Raw genomic sequence first — 26,797 nt, forward strand, 5'->3', positions numbered from 1 at the left:
TTTATAGTTACCAAATTGCTTCGACGAACTCTGGATGGTCTACAAATGGATTTCGGTTACCCTGAAATTCATGAGCCGCTTGGTTGCGCGCTTGCTCAAGGGCATCGACAGGATCTTCGTTATGCCATCTTTTTAGCATGTTGACGACCCAAGTTTCGAAGACTTGCTGCTGGGTGCCATTGAGTACCGCATTACTGTAGCTGGTATTATTTTGCCAATTTGCAATCACATCTTGATAACGCGTTGCCATATAGAAGTAGGCACGAGCAAAATCTCCTTTGAAACTATCAATAGGCTCAAATACGGTACCGCTGTAATTAATACCAGATGCAGAACCTAAGCGACTACCATTACTTGAGGTATAAGAAGCGCTTCCTACTTCACCAAATGGATAGTTACTGCGCTTTGAATTTACATAGCCATCGGAAGCAAAAATATGATGGATATCTGAATTCATCGGTTCTACTTGACCACCAAACCAAGATTTAGGGAATGAGTGTTCACGATTATAGCAATCGCCCTCGCCGCTGTAACTGCCGCATTGTGAGCCGGTAGAGACATAAGTAACACTATCATTTGCCGTTGGCTTTTCAGAGTAGCGATCTAATATACTGTTATCTTTTTCAAAATAGCGGTCGCGCTCGTTCTGATCGATAAAGCTCCAAATAGCAGAATAACCTTGTGATTGGTGGTTACGAATAATCTGGTGTAACTCTGTTTTCAGTGCATAACCGCTAAGTCCAGCAGCTGAGGCATAGTAACCATCGCCTGAAGGGGGCGGTGTGGCTGTGCCAAGCGTAAAGGCATGATCTTGACGATTGCTGAACTGGCCGCCGGAAGCGAGCGTTGTACCAGCGTGCGTTAAGGTATACTGGCCATTACCATTGGTGCAACAAATTCCGTCGCCATAGCTGTCTAAAATCGTAAACGTATAACTACCGTCGTTAAGGCATAGATTTTCGTTTACCGATTGATTATTGCTATAGCCACTACCACTAGCCATTATTGTGTTTGCTGTATTAGTGATTTGCCAGCTTGTTTCGCTACCATAATTATCGGTCATCAAAGCGAGAGTGACACTATTATTTTGACAGCTCTGAGGCGGCTCTGGTGTGGTAGAAGTTGGACCAAAGCCGTCAACGTAGACAGTTTCATTACCGTCAAAACCACTGCCATCGTAAAAACGTAAGCCAACGTTAATTGCTGTGGTTGCAGTTGCGGTGTAGGTATAGCTAAGTTGTTGCCACTGCCCGACATTGAACTGATCTGAATAGCCATGATAGCCGTCCACCACTAATCGTGCTTTGACGCCACCTTCCGTGTGATAGACCCAAGTGCTAAATTGATAGCTTTTACCAGCTTCAACGTTTACTTGCTGTTGTAAGTCTGTACTACTTTGTGTTGCAGTAGTTACCTGCACTGCTGCGGCAAGATGACCGTCTTTTATTGGTGTCGTAACCGAGCTAAGTGTGATGCCCGAGTCTATCGTCGTCCATCCACTAGGGACTTGACCGCTCCAGCTCTCGAAACTGCCATTTGTAACTTCTGCAACAGCGCTTAAGCTGAGTATTGAGCAATAAGAACTGAGTATTAGGTTTATATATTTCCCGTGTTTCATTTTTAGTCTCATTATTATGATTATCTGTATTATTGATTTGTCTGTGTATGACAGTTTGATTTTGCATCAAAACTGTTACGGCAATGTTAAACTTTTTGGCGGTTAAATATCGAACTTCTTTTAATCTGTTTTCTTTGGACTTTTTAATCTTCAATAACTAAAAGGAATATAAAAGCAGATTCTATTCTTTTTGATCTCTCAATTTGCCACGTATGCTTCACGCTAATAAAAGTAGGCTCCGCTCTGTGCGAGCCAGTTATGCAATGAGCAAGCAAAACCTTTTGGGTACGGGGATCCATGATGTTGTTAAGTCAACTTAATGCTGCAGCAAGTCCGCTGACACATGAACAACTGCAAAAACTACAAGGCTTAGTTGGAGAGTTAAATCCAATCCAACAGGCATGGGTGAGTGGCTATTTAGCTGCAACCGCAAATTCAGCTGCATTATCAGGTATTGCTGGACAAGCAACAGCGGGCGCTGACGAGTCTGCACCTCTGACTATTTTATTTGGTTCACAAACCGGTAACGCAAAAGGGGTTGCAAACCAAATTAAAGCTCAGGCGGAAGCACGTGGCTTGACGACTAAGTTGGTCAATATGGCTGACTACAAACCAGCCAACCTGAAGAAAGAGAAGTTCTTAGTGATTGCTGTCTCTACTTACGGTGAGGGGGAACCACCAGAAGATGCAGAAGCATTGCATGAATTCTTAGCTGGTAAGAAGGCGCCTAAACTGGAAGGTGTAAAGCAAGCAGTGATTGGCCTTGGTGATTCAAGTTATGAATTCTTCTGCCAGACAGCAAAGGATTTTGAAGCGCGCTTGGCTGCCCTTGGTGCTGAAATTGTTGTGCCGCGTGCTGACTTAGATGTGGATTATGAAGCTGAAGCCGAGGCGTGGATCGCACAGGCGCTAGATGCGTTAGAGCCTGCGCTTAAAGCTCAGCAGCAAGCGGGTGGTGGTAACGTTATCAGCATGCCGTTTGGTGCGCCTCAGGCCGCAGCGAGCCAATATACAAAGCAAAACCCATTCGCGGCCGAGCTTAGTGTGGTACAAAAGATCACTGGCAGAAACTCAAGCAAAGATGTGCGTCACATTGAAATTTCGCTTGAAGGTTCCGATATCACTTATCAGCCGGGTGATTCACTTGGCGTGTATTTCTTAAATGATCCACAAGAAGTGGCGGCGGTGATCGACGTCTTAAAACTCGACAAAACACAAACCGTAAAAATAGGTGAACTCATCGTTTCATTAGAAACGGCGTTAATTGAACATCTTGAGCTAACACAGTCGTATCCTGGCTTTGTTGAGAAGTATGCGATTGCGACTGGGAATGAGGAACTAAGCGCACTTGCAAACGATAAAGCGGCATTGCGTGCTTATATTGAAGAACGTCAAATCTTCGATGTGATTAAGCAAAATCCTGCCAACATTGAGGCGCAAGCGCTAGTTGATTGTTGTCGCAAATTACAAGCGCGCCTGTACTCTATCGCGTCAAGCCAAGCTGAGGTGGAAGAAGAGGTGCATTTAACCGTAGGTTTAGTTGAATTTGATACCTTTGGTGAAAAGCATTTTGGCGGCTGCTCAGGTTATTTGGCGAATCGTGCTGAAGAAGGTACGAAAGTGAAAGTATTCAGTGAGCATAACGACAACTTTAGGTTACCTGTCGACAATGCTACACCTGTGATCATGGTTGGCCCAGGTACAGGTATCGCACCGTTTAGAGCCTTCTTGCAAGAGCGTGAGGCGCGTGACGCTGAGGGTGAAAACTGGCTGTTCTTTGGTAATCCACACTTTACAGAAGATTTCCTTTATCAAGTAGAAATTCAAAATTACGTAAAGTCGGGTTTATTAACACATGTAGATTTGGCATTTAGCCGTGATCAGGCAGAAAAGATTTACGTGCAAGATAGACTGCGCGAGAAGGGCGAAGCTGTATTTGCATGGCTTGAAAAGGGCGCCCATTTTTATGTCTGTGGTGACGCTAGCAGAATGGCCAAAGATGTACACCAAGCACTTATCGACATCATTAAAACCCATGGAGGGAAAGATGATGAACAAGCTGAGCAATACCTTAAAGCATTGCGTAGCGCAAACCGTTATCAGAAAGACGTTTACTAACGCGTCTTGTTATACCGTCAGCCAATTTTAATGTAGGAAAGACAATGAGCAATTCTGAAATCAAACCGAATAGTAAGCTCGATGCAAACGCAAAGTTTTCTGATAATGAGCGTTTGAAGTCACAAAGTGCCCACTTACGTGGCACAATTTCAACGGATCTGACAGATCAACTAACCGGCGGCTTTACTGCGGATAACTTCCAATTGATCCGTTTCCACGGTATGTATCAGCAAGACGACCGCGATATCCGCCCAGAGCGTACTAAGCAACGCCTTGAGCCACTGCATAACGTGATGCTTCGTGCTCGTATGCCAGGCGGTATCATAAAACCACATCAGTGGTTGGCGATTGATGAGTTTGCAGCGGATAAAACCATGTATGGCAGCATTCGTCTGACAACACGTCAAACTTTCCAGTTCCACGGTGTATTGAAGCCAAACATCAAAGGGATGCACCAACTGCTGAATAGCGTAGGTATCGATTCTATTGCGACGGCGGGGGATGTAAACCGCAACGTATTATGTACAACTAACCCGGTCGAGTCTGAGTTACACCAAGAAGCATACGAGTGGGCGGCTAAAATTTCAGAGCACTTACTACCTAAAACCAAAGCTTACGCTGAAATCTGGTTGAACGGTGAAAAAACCGAGACAACGGCAGAGCCGATTCTGGGTGATACGTATTTACCACGTAAATTCAAAACCACCGTTACTATTCCTCCGAATAATGAAGTCGATGTGCATGCCAATGACCTCAACTTTGTTGCTATCGCAGATGAAGGCAAGCTAGTTGGCTTTAATGTGCTTGTGGGTGGTGGTTTGGCGATGACCCATGGTGACGTCAATACCTATCCACGTAAAGCAGATGACCTTGGCTTTATTCCTCTTGAACATACACTTGCCGTTGCTGAGCATGTGGTTTCTGTGCAACGTGACTGGGGTAACCGAGTAAACCGTAAAAATGCAAAAACCAAATATACGCTAGATACATTTGGTACAGAGGCGTTTAAAGCGGAAGTTGAAAACCGTGCCGGTATGACGTTTGAGCCAAGCCGTCCTTATGAATTCACTCATCGTGGCGACCGCTTTGGTTGGGTTGAAGGTATTGATGGTAAGCATCACTTAACGGTGTTTATCGAAAATGGCCGTATTTTAGATTTCCCAGATAAACCACTTAAAACAGGTTGTCGCAAAATTGCAGAAATCCACAAAGGGGATTTCCGCATGACTGCAAACCAAAACTTAATTATTGCTGGAGTTGCAGCTGAGGATAAAGCGCAAATCGAACAAATTGCCCGCGAGCATGGTTTGATAGATAGCGAGCATTCAGAACAGCGCAAAAACTCGATGGCGTGTGTATCGCTACCGACGTGTCCACTTGCGATGGCAGAGGCGGAGCGTTATTTACCTGAGCTTGTGACAAAGGTAGAAGGGTTGCTCGCCAAGCATGAGGTTGCTGAAGAGAATATTATCCTACGTGTAGTTGGATGCCCTAACGGCTGTGGTCGAGCGATGCTAGCCGAAGTTGGATTTGTGGGTAAAGGACCTGGTAAATACAATATGTATTTAGGTGGTAACCGCGCTGGTACTCGCATTCCTAAGCTGTACTTGGAGAATGTCGGCGAAGACGTATTCCTGCCAGCGCTAGATGAGTTGATTGGTCAGTGGGTCAGTGAGCGCAGCGAAGATGAATGTTTTGGTGACTATGTCATCCGCAAAGAAATCGTTGCGGAAGTAAAAGTGTCAAAAACTGATTTCCACGCTTGATTTAGAACGGGCAGCTAGGCTGCCCATTGGATGAGAAAATGAGTGATTTTAAGCAAATATTGACTCTGGACAGCGCAACTCAGCAGATGCTACTCGCGGATGCTAATGCCCTAATGAGTGATAAAACTGCCGAGCAGAGAGTAGCTTGGGCACTGGAAAACTTACCGGATACTCACTTTTTGTCTTCTAGTTTCGGTATTCAAGCTGCGGTTATGTTACACCTTTTGACTCAGCAGCAGCCTGATATTCCCGTGGTACTTACTGATACGGGTTATTTGTTTCCTGAGACGTATCAATTTATAGAATCACTGTCAGAGCGTTTGGCGCTCAATCTTAAGATATACCGTGCTAAGCAGAGTCCTGCTTGGCAAGAGGCGGTGTATGGTAAGTTATGGGAGCAAGGCGAAGAAGGGATTAAAAAATACAATACCCTAAACAAAGTTGAGCCGATGACTCAAGCGTTACGTGAACTTAGCGCAGGTACTTGGTTCAGTGGTTTACGTCGCCAACAGTCTTCAACGCGTGCGGATAAGCCAATCGTTGAGCTCAGTCGCGGCACGGTCAAGTTTTACCCTATTATTGACTGGCATAATCGTGATGTGTATCAATATCTTACAAAGTTTGATTTGCCTTATCACCCACTCTGGGAACAAGGTTATGTTTCTATGGGGGATGTTCACACCACCCGTAAGCTTGAACCTGGTATGACAGAGGAAGAAACACGCTTCTTCGGTCTAAATCGTGAGTGTGGGTTGCATATTGATGGTGATGGTATTTAGATCCGCAATGTTCATTTAGTAGATTTGAGTGTGGCTGGTTTTTTGACTTGGAAAATCCCTGCGATCGGTCATACTTAGTCTATTATTTGTTCAAGGTCTTGGAGGTGGCTTTGATCTACTTTCCAAAGACGATGTTATTATTGCTACTTAGTTGTACCTTGTCTTTTGCTGGCCACGCTAAAACCGCGGAAGAAAGCAAAACGTTTATTAACTTTGCAGTGCAGTATTATCCTCCCTTTATTATCGAACATGCCCAAGAGCAGGGTGTGCTTATTGATATTTTCGAGCTGTTTGCAGCACAATATCATTACCAACCAAATTACCCTGTTTATCCAGAAAAGCGTTCGTCTGTAGAAATCGAGCGAGGGAATGTTGATGTGCGGATGGAGTCTGAACATTGGTATCGTGGCACAATGCAAATGTGTTGGAGCGCGCCAATTTACACAATTGAAGATGTCTTTGTTACACACAAGCAGGCTGAACACTTTGATGTAAACGGCTTAAATGAGCATCTATTTTTAGGTCGATTTGGCTATACCTACCCTCAGTTAGAGCCGTATTTTGACAGTAATTTGCTGCAGCGCAAAGACTACTACTCAGAATTTGATATCTTGTCCGTGCTTGCGGGCGGAAGTGACAAAAGTCTTGCTTTTTCTATTGTTGGCGCACCAACACTGCGTTGGTTACAGCTGAAATATCCAGTATTAAAAAGTACCATCAGCGTGCGCGGCGTTTCGGATGTGGCACCGTTACAATTGCAGTTTGGTCGCACTCAAAGAGCGAAAAAATTGTGTGATGACTTCAATCGCTTTTATGCTGACTTTAAAAAAACGGAGCAATTTAAGCTGATACTGTTAAAGTATGGGCTCTAAGGAAAGTCAGAGTATGAAGATGAAAGCCGCAAGTTACTTGATGATTATGATAATGCTGGTGGCGTTAGCCAGTTTGTTTGTATTGAAGCGCCCTGATGGAAAACCATGGTTAAATGTAAATTCGTTGACCAACAAGGTTGAGCAGCAGGTAACAGAATTAACGTATCAAGGTGTGACAGCGCTTGATAAAGTGAAAACACACACGAAGGAGCTTGTGAGTGACGATACTCAACAACCTACATCAGGGGTACAAGTGTATCGTTGGCAGGACGCCAAAGGACAATGGCACTACTCTGATAAACCCAATCCAAACGGCGAGTCGCAGCACTATCAATTAGACGAGCGCAAAATTACCGTGATAGCAGCCGAAGACACGAGCATTCTGAATAAACAGCCAGAGCAAGCCGTAAGTAAAGAAGCTGCTTCGGCATTACCAACGGCATTAAATCCAAAAGCGGTAAAACAGGTGATGGAAGATGCGAAAAACATCCAACAGCTGATGGATGATAGAACGAAACAGCTTGAAAAGGCGCTGGAGGAAAACCAGCGTTAAAGTCGTTGTTCAATATATTCTGCAATGGCGAGGCTTGCGGTCAATCCCGGTGACTCAATCGCCATTAAGTTAACAAAGCCTGATATTCCATGGGTTGCCTCGAACTGAATTACAAAGTCGCTTTGCTTTTCTTTGCTTAATTTAGGTCTTATCCCAGTGTAATCCGCTGTGAGCCTACTCTCATCCAAAGTTGGCCAGTATCGCTTTATTGCCGCGACAAAGCGCGCTTTTTGGGAGTCATCAAACTGATAATCAATGTTTTCAATATAGTCGGTATCAGGGCCAAACTTGAGTTGCCCAGCTAAATCTAATGTCGCGTGTACGCCCAATCCATGCGTGTTAGGTAGAGGGTAGATGAGCTGTTGAAAAGGGTGCTTACCTTGATAGCGATAGTAACGGCCACGACAATAATAGGCGATGGCTTTGTTGCTATCACCGGTAATTTTATTGAGCACATCGGGGGCGTTCAGCCCAGCGCTGTTTATCAGCTGGCTACAGCCCATTTCGAACTGCTCGCCATTGCAGCGCAACGCAACAATAAAATCACTGCCTAATTGCTGTGCGTGCATAAACTCACTTTGCGTCGCAACAATCCCCCCATTACTTTCAATCTCAGCGATGAGTGACAGCATAAATTGGTGACTGTCTAAAATACCGGTGGAGGGAGAGAATAGTGCGCTATGTATTTTCAAATGGCTGAGCTGTTGATCGATGGTCTTGGATGAAGCAAAGTCAATATCCGTGACAGAGTTAGCATGGGCACGAGTCTTTATTTGTTCTAGGCTTTGCGCTTCCTCTGCGTTTGTCGCAACAATGAATTTACCGAGTCGATGAAAGGGGATGTTTAGCTGTTCACAGTGTGTGTAAAGGAGTGCTTTTCCTCGAACGCAGAGCTGGTGCTTTAAGCTACCATAAGGGTAGTAAATGCCCGCATGGATCACTTCACTATTACGGCTACTTGTATGCTCACCAACACGAGATTCTTTATCGATAACAATAACGCTGCGGCTATGGCTGAGTTTTGCTGCTATTGCTAAGCCTACAACGCCAGCGCCAATAATTAGAGTGTCGACCTTTTCCACAAACTGAGTACCTTCATAAACCTAGACGCTCAGGGTGCAGTAAAACCAACCCAATATCAAGCTGGTATACGCTAATCTCGGTGCTCTCGACGCATTAGTAAAATGGTCAGATATATTTTAGTCGGTAAAGAACAAATGAGACCGAGCGCGACACAGCTCGCACCAATTATAAAACCGCTCGGACCGAGATCATTCAACCAGTCGCTCGTTAACATGGTGTGGCCCGTAAAAATTAAAATCAATCCCGCTACGATGAGCATATGCAGAGGCCAAAGCTTTTGAGTTGACACAGTACCACCTCACTATTTTGTGTGTTGCAATAATGATGAGGTGGTTTTGCGTTTTTGTAGTTGTGATAGATCAAGTTTTAGCGTGATACTACGGCGGCGGTCATTCGGGAAATACAGCATAGTTCATTGCGACTGTTAGTGATGCGGATCTCCCATACAGATGAACGTTTACCGAGATGTACAGGTTTAGCAATAGCTGTGAGTATGCCTGTTCTTGATGCTTTTAAGTGATTAGCATTGATCTCCTGCCCTACACAGTAGAATTGTTCGGTATCTACAACAAAGTTTGCTGCGTAACTTGCAACGGTTTCCGCTAAAGCAACGTTTGCGCCGCCATGGACCATACCCATAGGGTTATGGTGTTCAGGAATGGCTGGCATAGTAGCAACTAAGTAGTCGTCACCCACCTCGCTGATTTCTATCCCTAGCGTTTTCATGAGCGTACCTTTACCCGTCATGCCATCTTCCAGCTTTTTGCACAACTCTACACTTACGGGTTTGAACCAGATTGCCATGCTTGTCTCTCTTTTGAATACATATGCTTACATTTTTTTACTATGGCGATTTTTTTTCATAGTTACAATCGTTTCATTAACATAAAGGGGAAAGTATGAAAGCATTATCGCTGATAGGACTGTTATTTTATTCAGGCTTCAGTATAGCCAACTCTCATGAAGTAAGTGTTGGCTTCGGAGAGTTTTTAGAGATTGAGGATGGATTCTTAGGTGTTCAGTATCGACACTATCTTACTGAGTTAAAGAATGATGGCACACCCTATGGTTTACAGGGGTACCTGCAAAAGAGTAACAACTTCTCTGTAGGTGGTTTTAAAAATGATGATTGGCACCTTTACCAAGCCGATGCTGAATTCTTTATTGGGCGAGACTGGCGAGTTGCTGTAGATGTAACCCAATTTAGAGATGACTCTGCACTTTTTACTGCGACGCGAGATACGATAGCGCTGGTCCAAGTGGGACGTTTTGTTAGTGATAATATGCAGCTTGGGGTTACGCTCATCGGTGAGCGCTCAGAATTTGATAACTACGGAGTGGATGAACGAGATACAGAAACGGCAATTGCGCCATTTTTTCGTTATACAGAGATTGATAATGGCGTTGGATGGGATGTAAAAATGCAAAAAGTCGCAGCAGACATCGACTTTTGGCAGATCCATGCTGGCTATTATTTGGCTAAGAATTGGCAGATATCTGCATCAGCTCGATTACGAGAAGATGATTTTGATCAATCGGTAGTGGAGTTGCAGACTGATTATTGGTTTAGTTCACAATCGGCGCTGAAGTTTGGAATTGGCAGTGCGTTTGATGATGGTGGCATCAATACCATTACGCTGATTTACACTCGCAGGTTTTAAAAAAGACGGCCGGTGCCGTCTTTTCCATTAAAGTATTGCCAAAAGAGGCCTATAGCATTTGTCTTAAGACGTACTGTAAAATTCCCCCATGTTGGTAGTACTCCCACTCTTTAGGGGTATCGATCCGGATATCCGCCGAAAACTTGATTTCTTTGCCATCTGCATTTGTTGCCGTGACTATCACTTCGGTTGATGTGTCGTATATCCCTTCAATTTCAAACTCTTCTTCGCCAGTTAATCCCAGCTCTTCGTGGCCATCATCCGGTTTAAATTGTAGCGGCAACACTCCCATACCAATGAGGTTCGAACGGTGAATACGTTCGTAGCTTTTAGCAAGTACGGCCTTAATCCCAAGTAGTAGAGACCCTTTAGCAGCCCAGTCTCGTGATGAACCCGTGCCGTACTCACTGCCCGCGAGTACAACGAGTGGCGTATTCCGCTGCTGATATTGCTCTGCCGCATCGAAAATACTCATAAGTTCGCCCTCAGGTAACAGGCGAGTAATACCACCCTCGGTACCTGGAGCCAATTGATTGCGTAAGCGTACGTTTGCAAACGTACCTCGCATCATGACTTCGTGGTTACCACGACGCGAACCATAAGAGTTAAAATCAGCTTGCTTCACTCCTTGCGCTTGTAAATACTCCCCAGCTGGTGCCGAAGCTTTAATATTACCTGCTGGAGAAATGTGGTCAGTCGTCACTGAGTCGCCCAGTTTAGCGAGACAGCGTGCGCCTTTGATACTTGGGATCCCTGGTGGCTCTTTACTCATATCATCAAAAAAAGGGGCTTTTCGAATATAAGTAGAGCTATCTTGCCAATCATAGCGCTCACTCTGATTTACCGCGATTTGTTGCCAATGTTGGTCGCCTTGGTAAACGTCTGCATAGTTCTTCTCAAACATGGCTTGTGTGACTGTCTGAGACACAAGTTCACTGACTTCAGAGACCGATGGCCAAATGTCTTTTAAGAACACATCTTGGCCATCATCGGTTTGGCACAATGGCTCATTGTAGACATCGATATCAGTGCGACCTGCAAGTGCATAGGCAACGACCAGTGGCGGTGAGGCGAGGAAGTTCATTTTTACATCTTGGTGGATCCGCCCCTCAAAGTTGCGGTTTCCTGATAAGATGGAACTGACAACCAGCTGATGTTTAACGATGGCTTCGTTAATTTCTTTTGGTAAGGGGCCTGAATTGCCGATACAAGTCGTACAGCCATAGCCCACTAAATCAAAACCTAGTTCAGCAAGTGGTTCCAATAGGTCAGCTTGTTTTAGATAATCGGTAACTACTTTTGAGCCAGGAGCCAATGAGGTTTTCACCCAAGGCTTAGGTTTTAAGCCAAGTGCCTTTGCTTTTTGTGCAACAAGGCCTGCGGCAAGAATAACACTTGGATTAGAGGTGTTTGTACAACTTGTGATAGCGGCAATTACACAGGCGCCATCGACCAATTCAAACTCTTGATCTTTAAATTTAACCTTACCGACGCCAAGTGTTGCGGGCTCATCTTGATCGACTCGAGAAGTCCCGCCTTCACCAACAGTGCGGGCTTCATCTTGATCTGACACGGCATTTTTTTCACTGCGCTCATGTTGGAATTCACCCAAATGGGCTTGAATTGTTTTGCCTGCGTCATTGAGAGGAATTCTATCTTGTGGGCGCTTAGGGCCTGCAAGACTGGGAACCACTGTCGCTAAGTCTAGTGTTAATACGTCGGTGTAAAGTGGTTCATCTCCAGGTTCTCGCCACATGCCTTGATGTTTGGCATAACCTTCGATTAATGCAATTTTTTCTTCATCACGATTGGTTAGTCGTAGATACTCTAAGGTTTCGTTATCAATGGGGAAGATACCGCAGGTTGCCCCGTATTCAGGTGCCATGTTGGCGATAGTGGCACGATCGGCAAGTGGTAAGTCTGCTAAACCATCCCCAAAGAATTCGACAAACTTACCCACTACGCCGTGTTCACGTAGCATTTGTGTTACGGTGAGTACCAGATCGGTTGCAGTTGTGCCTTCAGGCAACTGTCCTTCAAGTTTAAAACCAACGACCTGAGGAATGAGCAGTGAAATTGGCTGACCAAGCATAGCGGCTTCGGCCTCAATGCCGCCTACGCCCCAACCTAAAATGCCAAGGCCGTTGATCATTGTAGTATGAGAGTCGGTTCCCACTAACGTATCTGGGTAGGCGAATGGCATACCGTCGATTTCTTTCTCGAATATCACACGGGCTAAATACTCTAGGTTAACTTGGTGTACGATCCCGGTTGCGGGTGGCACCACTTTTAGATTGTCAAACGCGCCTTGCCCCCAGCGCAAAAATTCATAGCGCTCCTTGTTGCGTTGGTACTCTAACTTAGCATTAAGATCAAAGGCGCCATCGTGGCCATATTCGTCTACTTGTACTGAGTGGTCTATGACCATTTCAGCGGGTGATAAGGGGTTGATTTTATTTGGATCGCCGCCGAGTTTTGCCATAGCATCACGCATTGCTGCAAGGTCCACGATGGCTGGTACGCCTGTAAAGTCTTGCATCACGACGCGCGCGGGCGTGAAAGCAACTTCTTTACTTGGTTTATCTTCCGGCTTCCAGTTGAGTAAGGCATCGATGTCTTGTGCAGTCACGTTTTTGCCATCTTCATGACGCAGTAAATTTTCTAATAAAATTTTAAGCGAAAACGGTAATCTTCTTGCTCTATCGCTTAAAGCTGGAAGTGAGTGAATATGGACCTGACGCTTGCCGACGGTAAGCTGAGTCAGGGTGTTATATGAATTATTCATGCTTGACCCTTTCCTTATACCAATTGCACTTAAGATTTGCTCTATATAAGAGGGAACTAGAGCATCCAATTAAATGAATTGGTTTTGTTCTAAAAATGCAAAACAAGGTGCATAGAATGTACCAGTTGCAGGTTTGCCGTTTTTTTGTACTGCTATAGTCCTAGTGTTGATTGGGGACTTTTTCAAGGGGGAAGTGCACTTTCGCGAGGCATCGGTGCACTAAAAAGGTGAGCATTTTTGTAATTAAATACGTCAGCGTGTGGGGTTGCTAGCCAAAGGAAATGGGTTTTCGGCCTGTATTTTTGTCCACTTGTGTGTAAGATTTTCCTGACTTTTGTCGTTTTTTCTTACTCGGCGTTGGTGCCGTTTCGGCGCGTGGAGTGGCGACTGCTCGCGGTTGCGGCGTTGCATCAGGTGCTAAGGTTAAATGAAATTCATCACCATCAAAATGTAGAATATCGCCTGAATAAATCTTTTTACGTTTTTGCGTACATATTTCATTGTTGACTGCGACATAACCTTCAGTGATCAATAACTTAGCATGTCCGCCAGTTTCTGCTAAGTCGAGCACTTTCAAAAGGTTACACAATTCTATCGGCTCTTCTTCGAGCTCAATTTCAATAAACCCATCTTGCATTTTAATAACCTCAACGTGCCGTATTTACCTAACACAGCCAGTGTCTTATTGCCTTATACGACAGTATATAAAATTACTGCGGTGAATGACGAAACTTTTTCGTTAAATCCGAGGTCTTTAACATTACTGAAGCATTTGGTGTGTATCTTGCACGCCGACCACGCGATTTGTTTTTATCAGTATTTTATGGAGGCAACGATGGGTATTCGCACAGCATTAAGAAAAGAGCTTATGAATGTAGATAAGACTGATCTAATGACCGCGGATGATGTACGTCACTATGTTAATGCGTCTCTCACGCAAACCATGGATAAGCTTTCTGTCATCTCTCGATTTAATGAGCATCATAGTCAGGTGCAGGCCGGGCTGCCAAGTCAGGAGCGGCATCTACGTCACCAACAGCATCGATTGTTTAAAGATATTCTCTACCCAAAAGCGTCTGTTGAAAATTGGTTGTCTAGGTGCTAACTTGAAGTATTAATAAGACTGAGGTTGAAGTGTACTTCCCAGGTTAGGTGCATTTCAAACCGAGGCGTAACACCAAGGATGACAATGCAACGTATTTTTGCAATTGCTACTTTATTATTGAGTGGCTGTAGCACCCAAACCTTACATATCTTTGAATCCGGCCTCGATGAAGGTACTAGAGCTAACTTAGTTCAAGCGTTAGAAAAGCGAGATATTCATTATCGTTTTACCGAGCTTCCTGTACCGCAACAATATGAGAGCGCACAATTAAATATTCCACCGATGACTTCAGGCGACAATTGGCTTAGGGATATAGAGTATGTGGTGAAAAAGATTGGTTTTGATACCCTGACGATTTCAGAGTTTAATATGGAAGGGCACCGTTATACGCCGAATAACGCGGGCTTATATTTGGTGAAAAACAGAGCTGTTCAAGCATTGCCAGATCTATTGTTTGCTCACCAATGCAAAGACGATTCTATCCAATTGCAGCTGAAACCCAATGGTCATTGGCTGCAGGTTGGCACTGAGTATCGGGGGCGTTGGACTTATAAAAGTAAACATCTCACGCTCACATGGCGTGAGAAACCCGAACAGCACCCCTACCAACAAGTGTATGCCGAGCGCGAACATACAGTGCAGACATTACAGGGGCCCAAGCCTGCAAAAACATTTACCCGCCAGCAGCTTTTCGATGGACTAGTACCAGTATTTAACTGTGACTTACAAGTGATCTTTGCTGAGTGAGTTAATAACTCGCTGGGCTCGTGACACATGCTGCAGACCGAGCTTCACTTGTTTCGTGGCGGGGACAAACGGAGCCGGAGCAGTTTGCGAGCTCTGGATCACAGGATATTCATGAAGCAAATTAGCATACATGGACTGAGTGCTTGGTTTCAGCAAGAAATCAATAAATAACTCGGCATTGAGTGCATTGGGTGAGTGCTTTGCTATCGCAACCGTGGTGGTAGAAATAGGTGTTTTTCCCGAGTGCATTTTCAGAAAGTGGATCTCTAGTTGTTCGGCAAGTGCCTTATCGCGCTTATTTTCGGAGTGCTGCATCATGCTCCAGTAATAGTGATTCGCCAGCGCAAATTCACATTGACCTTGTGCAAGCGCTCGTAGTTGATCTCTATCTCCTCCCACAGGGCGTTTTGCTAATAGCGTATTAGCGTGATTGAGCCATGAGGAGTCATTGCTATTTGAAGAAGCATAGAGGCTCGATGCTAACGTCAAGTTATAACTATGAGACCACTGGCGAATGCAAAACTTACCCTTGTAAAGCGCTTTATCTAAATCCGAAAAGTGCTCCGGCAACGGTGTTGAAACGCCTTTTTTACGGAATAATGCGCGTGTCCTTATCGAAACACTGATCCACCGCTTATCATCATCCTTCAGTTCATGATTTACTGCTTGCCAATTTGTGATCTTGTCGATAGGACGCAGTAGTGGTTTGTAATCATGCAACTGAATTAGATCTGAGGTGAGCAACACATCGGCCTTTGAGTCGGCGCCATCGCTTTTGAGACGCTCAAGCAGTTGTGCTGATTTGCCATTTACTAAGTTTACGGTGATCCCAGTCTCTTTTTCAAATGCTTGGAGGACAGGTTGAATTAATTCATATTTTCTAAATGAATAGACGTTTACTTGCGAGGTGTGGGGCTGCTTCGCGACCGCTTGACCAAAATGTACCCAAAAGAGCAAAAAAAGGAAAAGTTTACTTTTATTCATTGCAAATAAGAATTATTATCGAATGGGTGTAGCATACAATGTTCGATGAAGATGTCCAGAATTAAACGACGCGTTTTTACAAATGCCATTCTCCAGAGTGCTCAACAGGTTTTTAAGCGAAGACTTCCCGTGTTGGGGTTCACATTGTTGTTCGTCTGTTTGATATATGTTGGCTTGATAGCGAATGTTTACTACCAAAACCAATCAGAAAGCAAAAGTGCGCAGGAGTTGACACGATTAGAATACTTACTGGATAGTAAGTTGCAACACGTTGCTCACCTTCTGTATTCGATAGATGCCTACCTCAACACCCATCAAGATGCAGACTTTTATGAGATAGCGCAATCACAACTTACCACGGTGAATTTAGGGTTGAGTATGGAAACATACGCAGTGGTTTCACCTGAACAATTCTCCATATTAGAGAAAGTGCAGCGAGAAAGAGGCTATTTTGACTTTAAAGTTAGAGGCAATCTAGATAAGCAGGCTAACCAATGGTTGGTGGTTACCCGTGCAGCACCTGTGTCTGAAGTTGGTCAGACCGTCGGGCAGGCGGAGGTATTTGAGAGAGATATTTTTGCAGAGCGGGATGAGAATGACTTAACGACCTATGTCTGGCCAAATAGGCAAAAACTCAGTGTATTGATTGAACAACCGCGTTTTGGAGAGTTTAAAACGCTACTGGGATTAAGTTTTGAGTTACCTTTTTTATTGGATTCACTATTTGGCCAATTATATCAGCAGCGTAAGCAACACTTATTGGTCTCTTCAAAAAATGAAATTATTTATAGCTCCGATTGGCAAAAACGCTTCGACCTTCAGAATTTAACGCCAAGTGCGGTACACACCATTAATTTTTATGGTTTGCCCATTACCATGCAGTTGTATGACGAGGCGTGTTTACATCCAAGTTGGTTAAATAACCATAGCGTACTGATTGTACTGTTTTTAGGTATTTTGGCCACCTGTATTTTATTGGTGTGGCTCCAGCTAAGGCAACTGAAAAACCGCAATGACACCGTCAATAATTTAGTTGTTGAAAGAACAAAAAGCCTAGAGGTGTCTAATCACAGATTACAAGTCGAATCTAATAAGCGGTTAGGGGCTTTGCAGCAACAGGTCGCTGCAGAGCGTAAGTATAAAAGTTTATTCGTTAATAGCCATGAAGGTTTATTTGTACTAGACCGCCTAGGCTACATCATTGACTCCAACCCCGCTTTCAATGCGTTACTTTTTGGTGGGCGTATTCCTTCGCCAAATACAGACTTTAGTGCGCTTATGCAAGACGCTGAGTGTCATGAGCAGTGGAACCAGATTGTTGCCACGAAGCAAGCTCACCAAGAAATGGAGTGGTTAGCAAAAGCAGAATCTGGAGAACATATCTGGCTTAGGCATTCTGGGCATTGGTTGCATCAACCGGATAGTTGCCTGTATGAGGGAAGAGTGACGGACATTACTCAGGCTAAACTGTTCCAAGAGCAATTGCGATATAAAGCACAACATGACAGCCTGACCGATCTACTAAATCGTCAGAGTTTTGTGTCTTTGGTTGATAAGCTCCGTGAGCGTAAACACGCCAAGTTTACTTTGCTATATATCGACTTAGACCGCTTTAAGCTAATAAATGATACCTTAGGCCATCAAGCTGGCGATAAGCTACTTATCGAATTTGCAACAAGAATGCGTATGCTGCTTAGTAGCTATGCTGATATTGCCCGGCTTGGCGGTGATGAATTCGCCGTCCTTATTTACGATGAACATCTACATGAACCAATAGAGGGGGTGCTTGAAGATATTCTTGCGCGGATCCGAGCGCCATTTCTGTACCAAGGTAACAGTCATTGTGTTAGTGGTAGCGTTGGCGTACGTCATTTTACCGTTCCGTGTCTACATTGCGATGCTGAGAAGCTACTACATGATGCCGATATTGCAATGTATGAGGCAAAGAAGCGAGGTAAGAACACTTATCATATATTCACGAATGCTATCGCTTGCGAAGCAGGTCGAAAGATCCAGATTGAGCAGGCACTACAGGCAATAGTCATGTCTCACGAACTAAGCCTGAATTTACAACCTGTTTATTGTCAAAAAGGTCGGAATTTAAAAGGGTTCGAAGCGCTACTACGCTGGAATAGCCCAACGCTCGGAGAAGTAAGTCCCGCGGAATTTATTCCCATCGCAGAACAATGCGCAAAGATTTCAGAGCTTGGTCGTTGGGTATTTGATCAGGCGCTTAATTTTATCAATGCCGTAGGAGACAGTACCCTTTTTGTCGCGGTTAATGTTTCTCCGTTGCAACTCCAGTCGCAGGAATTTATCGATTGGTTAGTGTCTCGCTGTGAAGATGAAAATATTGCGATGAAACAAATTAAACTTGAGTTGACAGAATCCGCCATGATGGCGGAGGAAAACATGCTTATAGGGCCGTTGGAACAACTTCATCAAGCGGGATTTGGCATCTATATTGATGACTTCGGCACAGGTTATAGTAGCCTTGCGCGGCTCAATCATCTTCCTGTGGATGGCATTAAAATAGATAGAGCTTTTATGTCCGGCATTGAGCAGGGGGGTAAGGCGACGCAGCTCATTGAAGCGATTTGTGCGATTGCGCACAGCTTTAACCTTGTCGTGACAGCCGAGGGCATTGAAACGGCAGCGCAGCTTGATACGTTATCAAGGCTTTATTGTCATCAAACACAAGGTTATCTTATGTCGAAGCCGCTTGTTGTGGCTGAAGCCAAACACCTCGCTTTGCCGAACAAAAAAGTGCATCAGTTATTTGCCTAGTTAACCAGAGGTTTGGATAACAAAGTGACATCTTGTTATGTGATAGAAATAATGGCTGAAAAAGTAAAAATACCTATTGACCTTAACATGGGTTGAGGTTTTAACCTGCCTCCATCAACTTTAGGAGTCAGTCATGGAATTAGAAGCGAATATCAATCAATATCTTAGCAGCTTATCGTTACAGCACTTTGCTGGGATTGAGCTGGTCACCGAGTTACAACAAAAGCACCTTTCTCGCTACGCCTTCTCAAGTATTAATGCCATGTATGGTGAGCGTCTGTTGCTTGACCCATTACCACTATTTAACCGTTTAGTGACCAACAAACAAGGTGGCTACTGCTTTGAGCATAACAAGGTGGCATTTTTAGCGCTACAACAGCTTGGGTTTACAGTAAGGCCGGTTCTTGCGAGAGTAATGCTAAATGGTAGCTCCTCCAATCCTCGTTCTCACCGGATGACATTGCTTAATTTGGATGGTGAGCAGTACTTGGTTGATGTAGGATTTGGAGTGAAGTCGCCTCGTGTACCGATTAACATTAATCAGGCCTTAACTATCCAAGGTCGGCAGACTTATCAGGTGCAAAAAACAGCAGACACAGTCAAAGTGACTCTGTTAGAGGAAGGAGAAGCACCGCTTACTTTATATCATGTCGACCTTGCTGAAGTGTTCGAATCCGATTGTGAAGTGGCACACTTTTATTCCCATCAACATCCTGAAGCGGCGTTTGTGAATAACTTAGTGGTCTCTCGAATTACAGATTGCCACCGTTATTTACTGCGTAATCAGAGTTATTTCGAATGGCATGAATGCGATGGCAGTGTTACTGAAACTAAAGTGGAGAGCTTTGCTCAGCTAGAGCAGTTAGTAAAAGAGACATTTTTGCTTGAAACGCCAAGAGCAGTTTTAAAAAGCGTATACGATAAAGTCCTAACTCGCGCCGCAAATAAACCAGTCGAGCGTTAATTCGACTGGTTTTACGTGAATTAGTTTACGGTATTACCACCTTCTAGCTTAGTCTTCCAACCTAGAAACCACAAAATAGGGGTTAAGATACTCGGCTTTTTGATTATAGCGCAGAGGCTCGCCATTCACTTGGCTGACCTTTGCCCCTGCGATACTCGCCACCGCGTGTCCGGCCCCGGTATCCCACTCTGAAGTTGGGCCAAGACGAGGGTAAACATCGGCTTTACTTTCGGCCACTAAACATAACTTAAGTGAACTGCCTTTAGGCACCATGTCGACTTGCTCGAAGCGAGTAAGGTACTCGGCTAAATCTGGTGAAGGGTGTGATCGCGAGCCAACTACTTTGATTAAACCTTGATTGGGCTTGGTGGTGACTTTGAGCTCTATGCGAGCTTCACCCGTTTGCTTGAACGCGCCAATACTTTTTTCTGCAAGGTAGCTTTCATTAAGTGCTGGAGCATGAACAACACCAAGAATGGGTTCACCGTTATTGATAAGTGCAATATTTACCGTAAATTCGCCATTTTTTTTGATGAATTCCTTGGTGCCATCAATGGGGTCAACCAGCCAATACTCTTGCCATTGTTGGCGTTCTTGCCAATCTATTCCCGCGCTTTCCTCACTTAATATCGGCATTTCGGGAGTGAGGGTTTTAAGGCCTGCAACAATAATTTTATGTGCAGCGAGATCTGCCTCAGTGACGGGACTTTCATCTTCTTTATATTCAACATTAAAGTCCTTGGCATAAATCTCCATAATCGCTTCACCAGCGCGAATACTCAGATTTAATACTTCTTCCAGCAGATCCGTATGATTCATGACTTACCCTATTAAATTTTTTGACAGTAGATAGTGTATTAGCTGCTGGACAGATTTTTCCAGCGACTGCTCGGAAGTATTTAAACATATTTCTGGACTAATTGGGGGTTCATACGCCGAATCAATGCCAGTAAAGTGTTTTATTTCTCCTGCGCGCGCTTTTTTATACAAACCTTTAGGGTCTCGTTGCTCGCAAACTGCGAGCGGCGTATCTAGGTATACTTCGATAAACTCGCCGCTTGCGACTAAGTTACGCACCATGTCTCGTTCTGCTTGAAAAGGAGAGATAAAAGCGGTGAGTACCATTAGTCCCGCATCGACCATGAGTTTGCTGAGTTCACCCACTCGACGAATGTTTTCGACTCGATCTTCATCACTGAACCCTAAGTCTTTACACAGTCCATGCCTGACATTATCGCCATCAAGGAGGTAGGTATGTATGCCTTTAGCTTGCAGTGCATGCTCAAGTGCATTGGCCACGGTGCTTTTCCCTGAGCCTGAAAAGCCTGTAAACCAAAGCACGCAAGGCTTATGACCTTTTAATTCGCTACGTTTTGTTTTATCTACGGCATAGTTATGCCAAACAATATTTTCGTCCATACTTTGCTCTATTAAAATGGAAAGACAAATGGAATAACAGTCAGTACCGTCGCTGAATAAATCAATGACAAGGGCAGTCCCATAGTGACGTAATCACGAATTCGATAGTTGCCTGCGCTATACACCATGAGGTTAGTTTGATAGCCAAAAGGTGAGATAAAGCTCGCGGATGCGCCAAAGGCTACCGCCATTACAAATGGCAGTGGGTTTACACCAAAACCACTTGCCAGCGCATAAGCCACTGGGAATGAAAGTGCTGCCGCAGCATTGTTAGTGATGAGCTCGGTAAATATCACAGTCATCACAAAAATGGCGATAAATGCGCCGTAAGGACCAAAATCCCCTAACAACCACAATAAGCTCGAGGAAATCTCTGCCGCTAGTCCGGTTTCAATCATTAACTTAGCTAGTCCTATCGCACTGCCAACAATAGCGACAAGCTCAATAGGAAAACGACGTTTCATCTCTGGGACTTTGATTGTACCGAGCACTACAAGTGCGGCGAGTAACACAATTAACCCTTTTACCAGCGGTACAACCCCAAAGATGCTAAGGCCAACCACTGTCGCAAAACTCGCAAGTACCGTGTTGGACTTATTGCGAGATAGATGTGTTTGTAAATCTAGGCCCGAGATATATACAAATTCGCGTTTGAGATTGGGGAGTGCATAAAAATCGCTGCTTGGGGCAAGTATTAAAGAGTCGCCCGCTTGTAATTCGACCTGACCGATCCCACCTTGTAGGCGATCATGACCACGACGTATGGCAATAATAGCGGCATGAAACTGCTCCCTAAAGCGGATCTCTTTAATGGTTTTGCCAAGAAAGCGTGAAGACTGACTGACGACCACTTCCACCAAGTGCTCAACGTCTTTCTCGTGTTTATCATGGACTATCTTTAATCCATCGAAACGCTGTAACAGCGGCACTGAGTTGATGTCGCCCACAAATAGCAGAACATCACCAGCAAGAATTTCTTGTTGTGGCGTAACGGCACAGATCCGTCGTTCACCACGAATGATTTCAGCAAGAAATAAGTCTTTGAGGTCGCGCAGGCCGTTTTCTTCAACCGTGCGACCAACTAGCTTGGAGCTTGGCTCAACTTTTCCTTCTAAATAAAACGGCACGACCTCATCATTATTTTTGCCGTTGTCGGGCAAATATTTGAGCATAATCGTGATGGTCAATAAACCAACACTCAGTACGGCGAGACCAACTAAGGTAAAGTCAAAAAAGCCCAGCGGCGCCATCCCTGCTTCTACGGCAAAGCCATTAACAATAAGATTGGTAGAAGTACCTATCAGCGTTAACGTACCACCTAAAATAGCGGTATAAGAAAGCGGTAATAGCAGCTTAGAAGGCGCATGTGTTTTGCTCTCTTTAACGGTGGTGATAAGCGAAGCAACCACCGCCGTGTTATTGGTAAAAGATGACAAAAAGGCGGTGGATAAACCCAGTTTAATCACCGCTTTTGCGAGACTACCTTGTGCCATTGAGTGGGCGAGTTTTTTGACTAAGGTTGTTTTTTCAATCGCAATAGAAACTAGGATAAGTAGCACAAGCGTGATTAAAGACGGATTCGCATAATTCACCAACATCGATTCAAGATCGATGAGGCCAGTCAAATAACTGGTGGCGATTGCGCCTGTGAATAGCCATGCAGCGTTAATGCGTGTGGCAAAAAGACACACGACTAACGCTAGCATAATGCCTGTTAAAATGACTTGTTCCATAATGACGTCATACCTCGACTAACAGGCTAAATTGCATTATTTTAACTTCGAAATATCAAGCGCTTGCCAATGAGGGAAGTGCTTGCGAACTAATGCATTAAACTCAATCTCAAATTCACTAAACTGACTTGAGGACGTTGCTGTTGCTGCTTCAACCGTTTCCACCATACCCGCACCTATGGTTAGGTTTGATAGGCGATCAATTAAGATAAACGAGCCAGTTTCACGATTATTTAAATACTCATCCGCAACGACATTTTCTGTCAGCTCGATGGTTACGATAGCAATTTCATTTAATGACAATGAATCGGCTTGGCCGTGCTCAAGTGTATTCACATCGATAGTGTGCTCGATATTTTTCACGATTGCCGCGGTTTTCTTGCTACCCAATTTAAGGTTATAACTTTTACCCAACTGGAGTGGTGTTTCGTGCATCCATACCAGCTTAGCTGTGATTTGATTCGTCACCTGAGCAGTCGACTCTGCAGGCACAATCACATCGCCACGACTCACATCGACTTCATCTGCTAGGGTGATAGTGAATGCTTGTCCGGTTTCCACTTGGGTTAGATTGCCATCAAAAGTCACGAGTTCTTTAATGGTTGAAGTCTTACCTGATGGCAATACTTTAACCGCTTGGCCAACGCTTAAGCTACCAGAGGTTAATGTGCCTTGGAAACCACGAAAATCTAGGTTAGGACGCACTACATATTGCACCGGGAATCGCGCTTCAAAACCATGATTAGGCTCTGCTGCTGGAGAATCTTCCAGCAGTTCCAGCAATGGTTTGTCTTGATAATAAGGCGTTTTTTCTGAGCGGTTTACAACATTGTCGCCTTTAAGTGCTGACATTGGCACAAAGCGAATATCTCGTACGTTCAGTTGCTCAGCAAACTTCAAATAGTCGGCCTTTATGCGCTCAAATACGGCCTCATCAAAGTCAACAATATCCATCTTGTTTATCGCGACAACGAACTGTTTGATACCCAGTGAATCACAGATAAAGCTATGGCGTTTAGTCTGAACTTGGACACCATAACGGGCATCGACAAGAATAATGGCCAAATCACTGGTCGAAGCACCCGTAACCATATTACGTGTGTATTGCTCGTGTCCCGGCGTATCGGCAATAATAAATTTACGCTTCGCAGTTGAGAAATAGCGGTAAGCCACATCAATGGTAATACCTTGCTCACGCTCCGCTTGTAAGCCATCAACAAGTAACGCTAAATCTAGATCTTCACCCGCATTGCCGACTTTTTCATTGTCTTTGTGTAGCGCTGCCAATTGGTCTTCATAGATTTGATGGCTATCGTGCAGCAAACGGCCGATCAGTGTTGATTTACCGTCATCTACGCTGCCGCAGGTCATCATGCGCAACAAGCTCTTGTCTTGTTGACGTGCTAAGTAGGTTTCAATGCCTAATTCTTTCACTTCATTTGCTGTTGACATTAGAAATACCCCTCGCGCTTTTTCTTCTCCATTGACCCTGACGAATCATGATCAATCACTCGTCCTTCACGTTCTGACGACGTAGATAACAACATTTCTTCGATAATTCCGGTAAGTGTATCGGCTTCTGATTCAACGGCCCCCGTTAGTGGGTAACAGCCAAGTGTTCTGAAGCGTACAGATTTCATTTCTGGCACTTCACCTTCTGCAAGTGGCATACGGTCGTCATCGACCATAATTAACGTTCCGTTACGCTCGACAACCGGTCTTGGCTTCGAGAGATAAAGCGGCACTATCTCAATACCTTCTTGGTAGATATATTGCCAAATATCGAGCTCTGTCCAGTTTGATAATGGGAAAACTCGAATGCTTTCGCCTGGGTTCACTTGACCGTTATATGTATTCCATAACTCTGGACGTTGGTTTTTAGGATCCCAGCGATGGTGTTTATCTCTAAATGAATAAACCCGTTCTTTTGCGCGAGATTTTTCTTCATCACGGCGCGCACCACCAAAGGCAGCGTCAAAGCCATATTGATCTAGCGCTTGCTTCAGGCCTTGTGTTTTCATGATATCGGTATGCTTAGATGAACCATGAACAAATGGACTAATGTTCATCTCAAGTCCTTCGGGATTTTTGTGCACAAGCAGTTCAAATCCATACTCTTTTGCTAATCTATCACGAAACTCGATCATTTCTCTAAATTTCCAATTGGTATCAACGTGGAGTAGAGGAAAAGGAATTTTCGCAGGGTAGAAAGCCTTACGAGCAAGGTGAAGCAGTACCGACGAGTCTTTACCAATCGAATACAGCATTACCGGGTTTTCAAACTCTGCGGCAACCTCTCGGATGATCTTTATGCTCTCAGCTTCGAGTTGCTGGAGATGGGTTAAAGCCATGATTAATGTCCTACTTATAAATTTAACTATCTTGTACTTTAATTACGCGACTTGCGTAATGGGTTGAGCAAAGCTACTGATTTGATTGTTCTTATTAAACCAAGCTAATTGCTCGTGTAATGCTGCTACTTCACCAATGATCAATAGTGCTGGCGACTGAATATCATGCGCAGTAATAGTCTGTGCAAGTTGATCTAATTGTGTTCTTACGACACGCTGAGATTTGCGCGTGCCATTCTCAACAATTGCTACAGGTGTATTCGGCGAGCGACCATGAGCGAGTAATTGCGCCTGAATATGCGGCGATTTAATCACTCCCATGTATACAGCAAGCGTTTGATTCGCCTTAGCTAAGCCTTCCCAGTCGAGTTCTTGTCCATCTTGCTTGCAATGCCCAGTAACGAATTGAATAGCTTGAGCATGATCTCTATGAGTTAATGGAATACCAGCGTATGCGCTGCATCCTGCTGCTGCAGTAATGCCAGGAACAATTTGATATTTCACGTTATTTTCGGCCAATACTTGTACTTCTTCGCCACCGCGACCGTAAATAAATGGGTCGCCGCCTTTTATTCTACAAACCTTTTTACCTTGTTTGGCTAAATCAACCAAAATCTCGTTGGTGTGTTCTTGTTTAACACTATGATTACCGGCTTTTTTGCCCACGCAGATTAGATCAGCGTCACGACGTACAAGATCCATGATTTCGTCAGATACCAGATAATCATACACTACCACATCGGCTTGTTGCATTAGTTGTAATGCCTTAAGTGTCAGTAGCTCTGGGTCGCCAGGACCTGCACCGATGACATAAACTTCGCCTTCGGGTGAAGGAGTGCTTTCTAGCATGGCTTCAAGTTGAATTTGTGCATTTTCATTGTTACCAGCTTGTACTTCACTTACCACATTCGAATCAAAGACAGATTCCCAAAACTGTCGGCGGTCAGCAAAGTGTTTAAAGCGCGCTTTCACTTTATGTCTGAATTGACCAACAAGCGTTGCCAGCGGACCAATATGTTGTGGAATAAGAGTTTCTAATTTCTCTCGTAATCGTCTTGCAAGGACGGGCGCAGTTCCAGCACTAGATATGGCAATCGTTATAGGGTTTCTATCTACAATTGAAGGAAAAATAAAATTACACTTTGGTTGGTCATCGACTACGTTAACGAAAAGGTTGCGAGCTTCAGCAAGCTCTGCTACCTCTGCATTTACGGCTTCAATATCCGTTGCCGCAACGACTAACATGGTATTGTCTAGGTCTGATGCATCAAATAGCTTATATCGAAGTACAACGCTTGAATCTGCTGCTAGTGATAAAAGCTCAACGCAAAACTCAGGTGAAACCAAAGTGACTGCTGCATTGGCTTTTAAAAAGGCGCGGCACTTTCTCAGCGCAACCTCACCACCACCTACAATCAATACAGGTTTATTTTCTAGTTTGGTAAAAATTGGCAAGTATTGCACGATAACCT

23 protein-coding genes are annotated in these 26,797 nt (G+C 44.3%); 10 read left to right on the forward strand and 13 right to left on the reverse strand.

The features are described 5' to 3' along the window. Positions 1–7 precede the first annotated feature (7 nt). Positions 8–1,618 carry an endonuclease gene (locus A587_RS0121230; RefSeq protein ID WP_017219199.1) on the reverse strand — a complete coding sequence of 537 codons (1,611 nt, stop codon included), beginning with the start codon at positions 1,616–1,618 and terminating at the stop codon, positions 8–10. Between the two features lie 300 nt (positions 1,619–1,918). On the opposite strand from A587_RS0121230, the gene A587_RS0121235 reads away from it, so the two are divergent. The 5 genes from A587_RS0121235 to A587_RS0121255 all read left to right on the forward strand — a co-directional run bounded on the left by A587_RS0121235 (position 1,919) and on the right by A587_RS0121255 (position 7,706). After that, on the forward strand, positions 1,919–3,736 hold the full coding sequence (locus A587_RS0121235) for an assimilatory sulfite reductase (NADPH) flavoprotein subunit (protein ID WP_017219200.1): 1,818 nt from the start codon (positions 1,919–1,921) through the stop codon (positions 3,734–3,736). Between the two features lie 44 nt (positions 3,737–3,780). Then, positions 3,781–5,502, forward strand: coding sequence for an assimilatory sulfite reductase (NADPH) hemoprotein subunit (gene cysI / locus A587_RS0121240; RefSeq protein ID WP_017219201.1), 1,722 nt, complete (start codon positions 3,781–3,783; stop codon positions 5,500–5,502). Between the two features lie 38 nt (positions 5,503–5,540). Then, a complete protein-coding gene (locus A587_RS0121245; protein WP_017219202.1) occupies positions 5,541–6,281 on the forward strand; it encodes a phosphoadenylyl-sulfate reductase in 741 nt (246 codons plus the stop codon). A 104-nt stretch (positions 6,282–6,385) separates the two neighbouring features. Further along, positions 6,386–7,153, forward strand: a complete 768-nt coding sequence (locus A587_RS0121250) for a hypothetical protein (protein ID WP_010376262.1) — start codon at positions 6,386–6,388, stop codon at positions 7,151–7,153. Positions 7,154–7,166: 13 nt separating this feature from the next. Beyond that, the gene (locus A587_RS0121255) at positions 7,167–7,706 is read left to right on the forward strand and encodes a DUF4124 domain-containing protein (RefSeq protein WP_010376260.1); all 540 of its coding nucleotides are present in this window, start codon (positions 7,167–7,169) and stop codon (positions 7,704–7,706) included. Here the strand turns inward: A587_RS0121255 and A587_RS0121260 are convergent. The 3 genes from A587_RS0121260 to A587_RS0121265 form a co-directional block, all read right to left on the reverse strand. Further along, positions 7,703–8,788: an NAD(P)/FAD-dependent oxidoreductase gene (locus tag A587_RS0121260; protein ID WP_017219204.1), complete on the reverse strand. Its 1,086-nt coding sequence runs from the start codon at positions 8,786–8,788 to the stop codon at positions 7,703–7,705. The genes A587_RS0121255 and A587_RS0121260 overlap by 4 nt on opposite strands. A 71-nt stretch (positions 8,789–8,859) precedes the next feature. Continuing rightward, on the reverse strand, positions 8,860–9,078 hold the full coding sequence (locus A587_RS25305) for a hypothetical protein (protein WP_010376257.1): 219 nt from the start codon (positions 9,076–9,078) through the stop codon (positions 8,860–8,862). Between the two features lie 77 nt (positions 9,079–9,155). Further along, positions 9,156–9,593 carry a PaaI family thioesterase gene (locus A587_RS0121265; protein ID WP_010376255.1) on the reverse strand — a complete coding sequence of 146 codons (438 nt, stop codon included), beginning with the start codon at positions 9,591–9,593 and terminating at the stop codon, positions 9,156–9,158. A gap of 95 nt (positions 9,594–9,688) precedes the next feature. On the opposite strand from A587_RS0121265, the gene A587_RS0121270 reads away from it, so the two are divergent. Further along, a complete protein-coding gene (locus A587_RS0121270) occupies positions 9,689–10,450 on the forward strand; it encodes a hypothetical protein (RefSeq protein WP_017219205.1) in 762 nt (253 codons plus the stop codon). A gap of 49 nt (positions 10,451–10,499) precedes the next feature. On the opposite strand, the gene acnA is transcribed toward A587_RS0121270, so the two are convergent. Further along, entirely contained in the window at positions 10,500–13,235 is a 2,736-nt protein-coding gene (gene acnA, locus A587_RS0121275; RefSeq protein ID WP_017219206.1) for an aconitate hydratase AcnA, read from the reverse strand. Between the two features lie 268 nt (positions 13,236–13,503). Further along, a complete protein-coding gene (locus A587_RS0121280) occupies positions 13,504–13,872 on the reverse strand; it encodes an RNA-binding S4 domain-containing protein (RefSeq protein ID WP_017219207.1) in 369 nt (122 codons plus the stop codon). 198 nt (positions 13,873–14,070) lie between these two features. Here A587_RS0121280 and A587_RS0121285 point away from each other — a divergent pair, with 198 nt between their 5' ends. After that, on the forward strand, positions 14,071–14,340 hold the full coding sequence (locus A587_RS0121285; RefSeq protein WP_017219208.1) for a hypothetical protein: 270 nt from the start codon (positions 14,071–14,073) through the stop codon (positions 14,338–14,340). 84 nt (positions 14,341–14,424) lie between these two features. Beyond that, entirely contained in the window at positions 14,425–15,087 is a 663-nt protein-coding gene (locus A587_RS0121290) for a hypothetical protein (protein WP_017219209.1), read from the forward strand. Here the strand turns inward: A587_RS0121290 and A587_RS0121295 are convergent. Then, positions 15,064–16,071, reverse strand: coding sequence for an extracellular solute-binding protein (locus A587_RS0121295; protein ID WP_017219210.1), 1,008 nt, complete (start codon positions 16,069–16,071; stop codon positions 15,064–15,066). The genes A587_RS0121290 and A587_RS0121295 overlap by 24 nt on opposite strands. Before the next feature lie 129 nt (positions 16,072–16,200). On the opposite strand from A587_RS0121295, the gene A587_RS0121300 reads away from it, so the two are divergent. Together A587_RS0121300 and A587_RS0121305 are read left to right on the forward strand one after the other, a co-directional pair. After that, positions 16,201–18,858 (forward strand): putative bifunctional diguanylate cyclase/phosphodiesterase, encoded by a 2,658-nt coding sequence (locus A587_RS0121300; protein ID WP_232288100.1) that lies wholly within the window; start codon positions 16,201–16,203, stop codon positions 18,856–18,858. Positions 18,859–18,991: 133 nt separating this feature from the next. Continuing rightward, a complete protein-coding gene (locus A587_RS0121305; RefSeq protein WP_017219212.1) occupies positions 18,992–19,822 on the forward strand; it encodes an arylamine N-acetyltransferase family protein in 831 nt (276 codons plus the stop codon). A gap of 48 nt (positions 19,823–19,870) precedes the next feature. On the opposite strand, the gene cysQ is transcribed toward A587_RS0121305, so the two are convergent. The 6 genes from cysQ to cysG are packed head-to-tail and all read right to left on the reverse strand — an operon-like array spanning position 19,871 to position 26,789. Continuing rightward, positions 19,871–20,641, reverse strand: coding sequence for a 3'(2'),5'-bisphosphate nucleotidase CysQ (gene cysQ, locus A587_RS0121310; protein ID WP_010376240.1), 771 nt, complete (start codon positions 20,639–20,641; stop codon positions 19,871–19,873). A 3-nt stretch (positions 20,642–20,644) separates the two neighbouring features. Then, entirely contained in the window at positions 20,645–21,241 is a 597-nt protein-coding gene (cysC, locus tag A587_RS0121315) for an adenylyl-sulfate kinase (RefSeq protein WP_017219213.1), read from the reverse strand. Positions 21,242–21,252: 11 nt separating this feature from the next. Continuing rightward, positions 21,253–22,977 (reverse strand): SLC13 family permease, encoded by a 1,725-nt coding sequence (locus tag A587_RS0121320; protein WP_026001080.1) that lies wholly within the window; start codon positions 22,975–22,977, stop codon positions 21,253–21,255. Between the two features lie 33 nt (positions 22,978–23,010). Next, positions 23,011–24,426, reverse strand: a complete 1,416-nt coding sequence (gene cysN / locus A587_RS0121325) for a sulfate adenylyltransferase subunit CysN (protein WP_017219215.1) — start codon at positions 24,424–24,426, stop codon at positions 23,011–23,013. Next, positions 24,426–25,325, reverse strand: coding sequence for a sulfate adenylyltransferase subunit CysD (cysD, locus tag A587_RS0121330; RefSeq protein WP_010376235.1), 900 nt, complete (start codon positions 25,323–25,325; stop codon positions 24,426–24,428). Before cysD ends, cysN begins: the two co-directional genes overlap by 1 nt. Positions 25,326–25,367: 42 nt before the next feature. Further along, positions 25,368–26,789 (reverse strand): siroheme synthase CysG, encoded by a 1,422-nt coding sequence (gene cysG, locus A587_RS0121335; RefSeq protein WP_017219216.1) that lies wholly within the window; start codon positions 26,787–26,789, stop codon positions 25,368–25,370. Positions 26,790–26,797 lie beyond the last annotated feature (8 nt).

It is taken from the genome of Pseudoalteromonas sp. NJ631 (genome assembly GCF_000276645.1).
Classification (GTDB): domain Bacteria; phylum Pseudomonadota; class Gammaproteobacteria; order Enterobacterales; family Alteromonadaceae; genus Pseudoalteromonas; species Pseudoalteromonas piscicida.

Excerpts from the sequence above, each read along its gene's own strand:
- A587_RS0121230 (WP_017219199.1), bottom strand. The coding sequence starts at position 1,618 with ATGAAACACGGGAAATATATAAACCTAATACTCAGTTCTTATTGCTCA.
- A587_RS0121235 (WP_017219200.1), top strand. The coding sequence starts at position 1,919 with ATGTTGTTAAGTCAACTTAATGCTGCAGCAAGTCCGCTGACACATGAA.
- cysI (WP_017219201.1), top strand. The coding sequence starts at position 3,781 with ATGAGCAATTCTGAAATCAAACCGAATAGTAAGCTCGATGCAAACGCA.
- A587_RS0121245 (WP_017219202.1), top strand. The coding sequence starts at position 5,541 with ATGAGTGATTTTAAGCAAATATTGACTCTGGACAGCGCAACTCAGCAG.
- A587_RS0121255 (WP_010376260.1), top strand. The coding sequence starts at position 7,167 with ATGAAGATGAAAGCCGCAAGTTACTTGATGATTATGATAATGCTGGTG.
- A587_RS0121265 (WP_010376255.1), bottom strand. The coding sequence starts at position 9,593 with ATGGCAATCTGGTTCAAACCCGTAAGTGTAGAGTTGTGCAAAAAGCTG.
- A587_RS0121270 (WP_017219205.1), top strand. The coding sequence starts at position 9,689 with ATGAAAGCATTATCGCTGATAGGACTGTTATTTTATTCAGGCTTCAGT.
- acnA (WP_017219206.1), bottom strand. The coding sequence starts at position 13,235 with ATGAATAATTCATATAACACCCTGACTCAGCTTACCGTCGGCAAGCGT.
- A587_RS0121280 (WP_017219207.1), bottom strand. The coding sequence starts at position 13,872 with ATGCAAGATGGGTTTATTGAAATTGAGCTCGAAGAAGAGCCGATAGAA.
- A587_RS0121285 (WP_017219208.1), top strand. The coding sequence starts at position 14,071 with ATGGGTATTCGCACAGCATTAAGAAAAGAGCTTATGAATGTAGATAAG.
- A587_RS0121290 (WP_017219209.1), top strand. The coding sequence starts at position 14,425 with ATGCAACGTATTTTTGCAATTGCTACTTTATTATTGAGTGGCTGTAGC.
- A587_RS0121295 (WP_017219210.1), bottom strand. The coding sequence starts at position 16,071 with ATGAATAAAAGTAAACTTTTCCTTTTTTTGCTCTTTTGGGTACATTTT.
- A587_RS0121305 (WP_017219212.1), top strand. The coding sequence starts at position 18,992 with ATGGAATTAGAAGCGAATATCAATCAATATCTTAGCAGCTTATCGTTA.
- cysQ (WP_010376240.1), bottom strand. The coding sequence starts at position 20,641 with ATGAATCATACGGATCTGCTGGAAGAAGTATTAAATCTGAGTATTCGC.
- cysC (WP_017219213.1), bottom strand. The coding sequence starts at position 21,241 with ATGGACGAAAATATTGTTTGGCATAACTATGCCGTAGATAAAACAAAA.
- cysN (WP_017219215.1), bottom strand. The coding sequence starts at position 24,426 with ATGTCAACAGCAAATGAAGTGAAAGAATTAGGCATTGAAACCTACTTA.
- cysD (WP_010376235.1), bottom strand. The coding sequence starts at position 25,325 with ATGGCTTTAACCCATCTCCAGCAACTCGAAGCTGAGAGCATAAAGATC.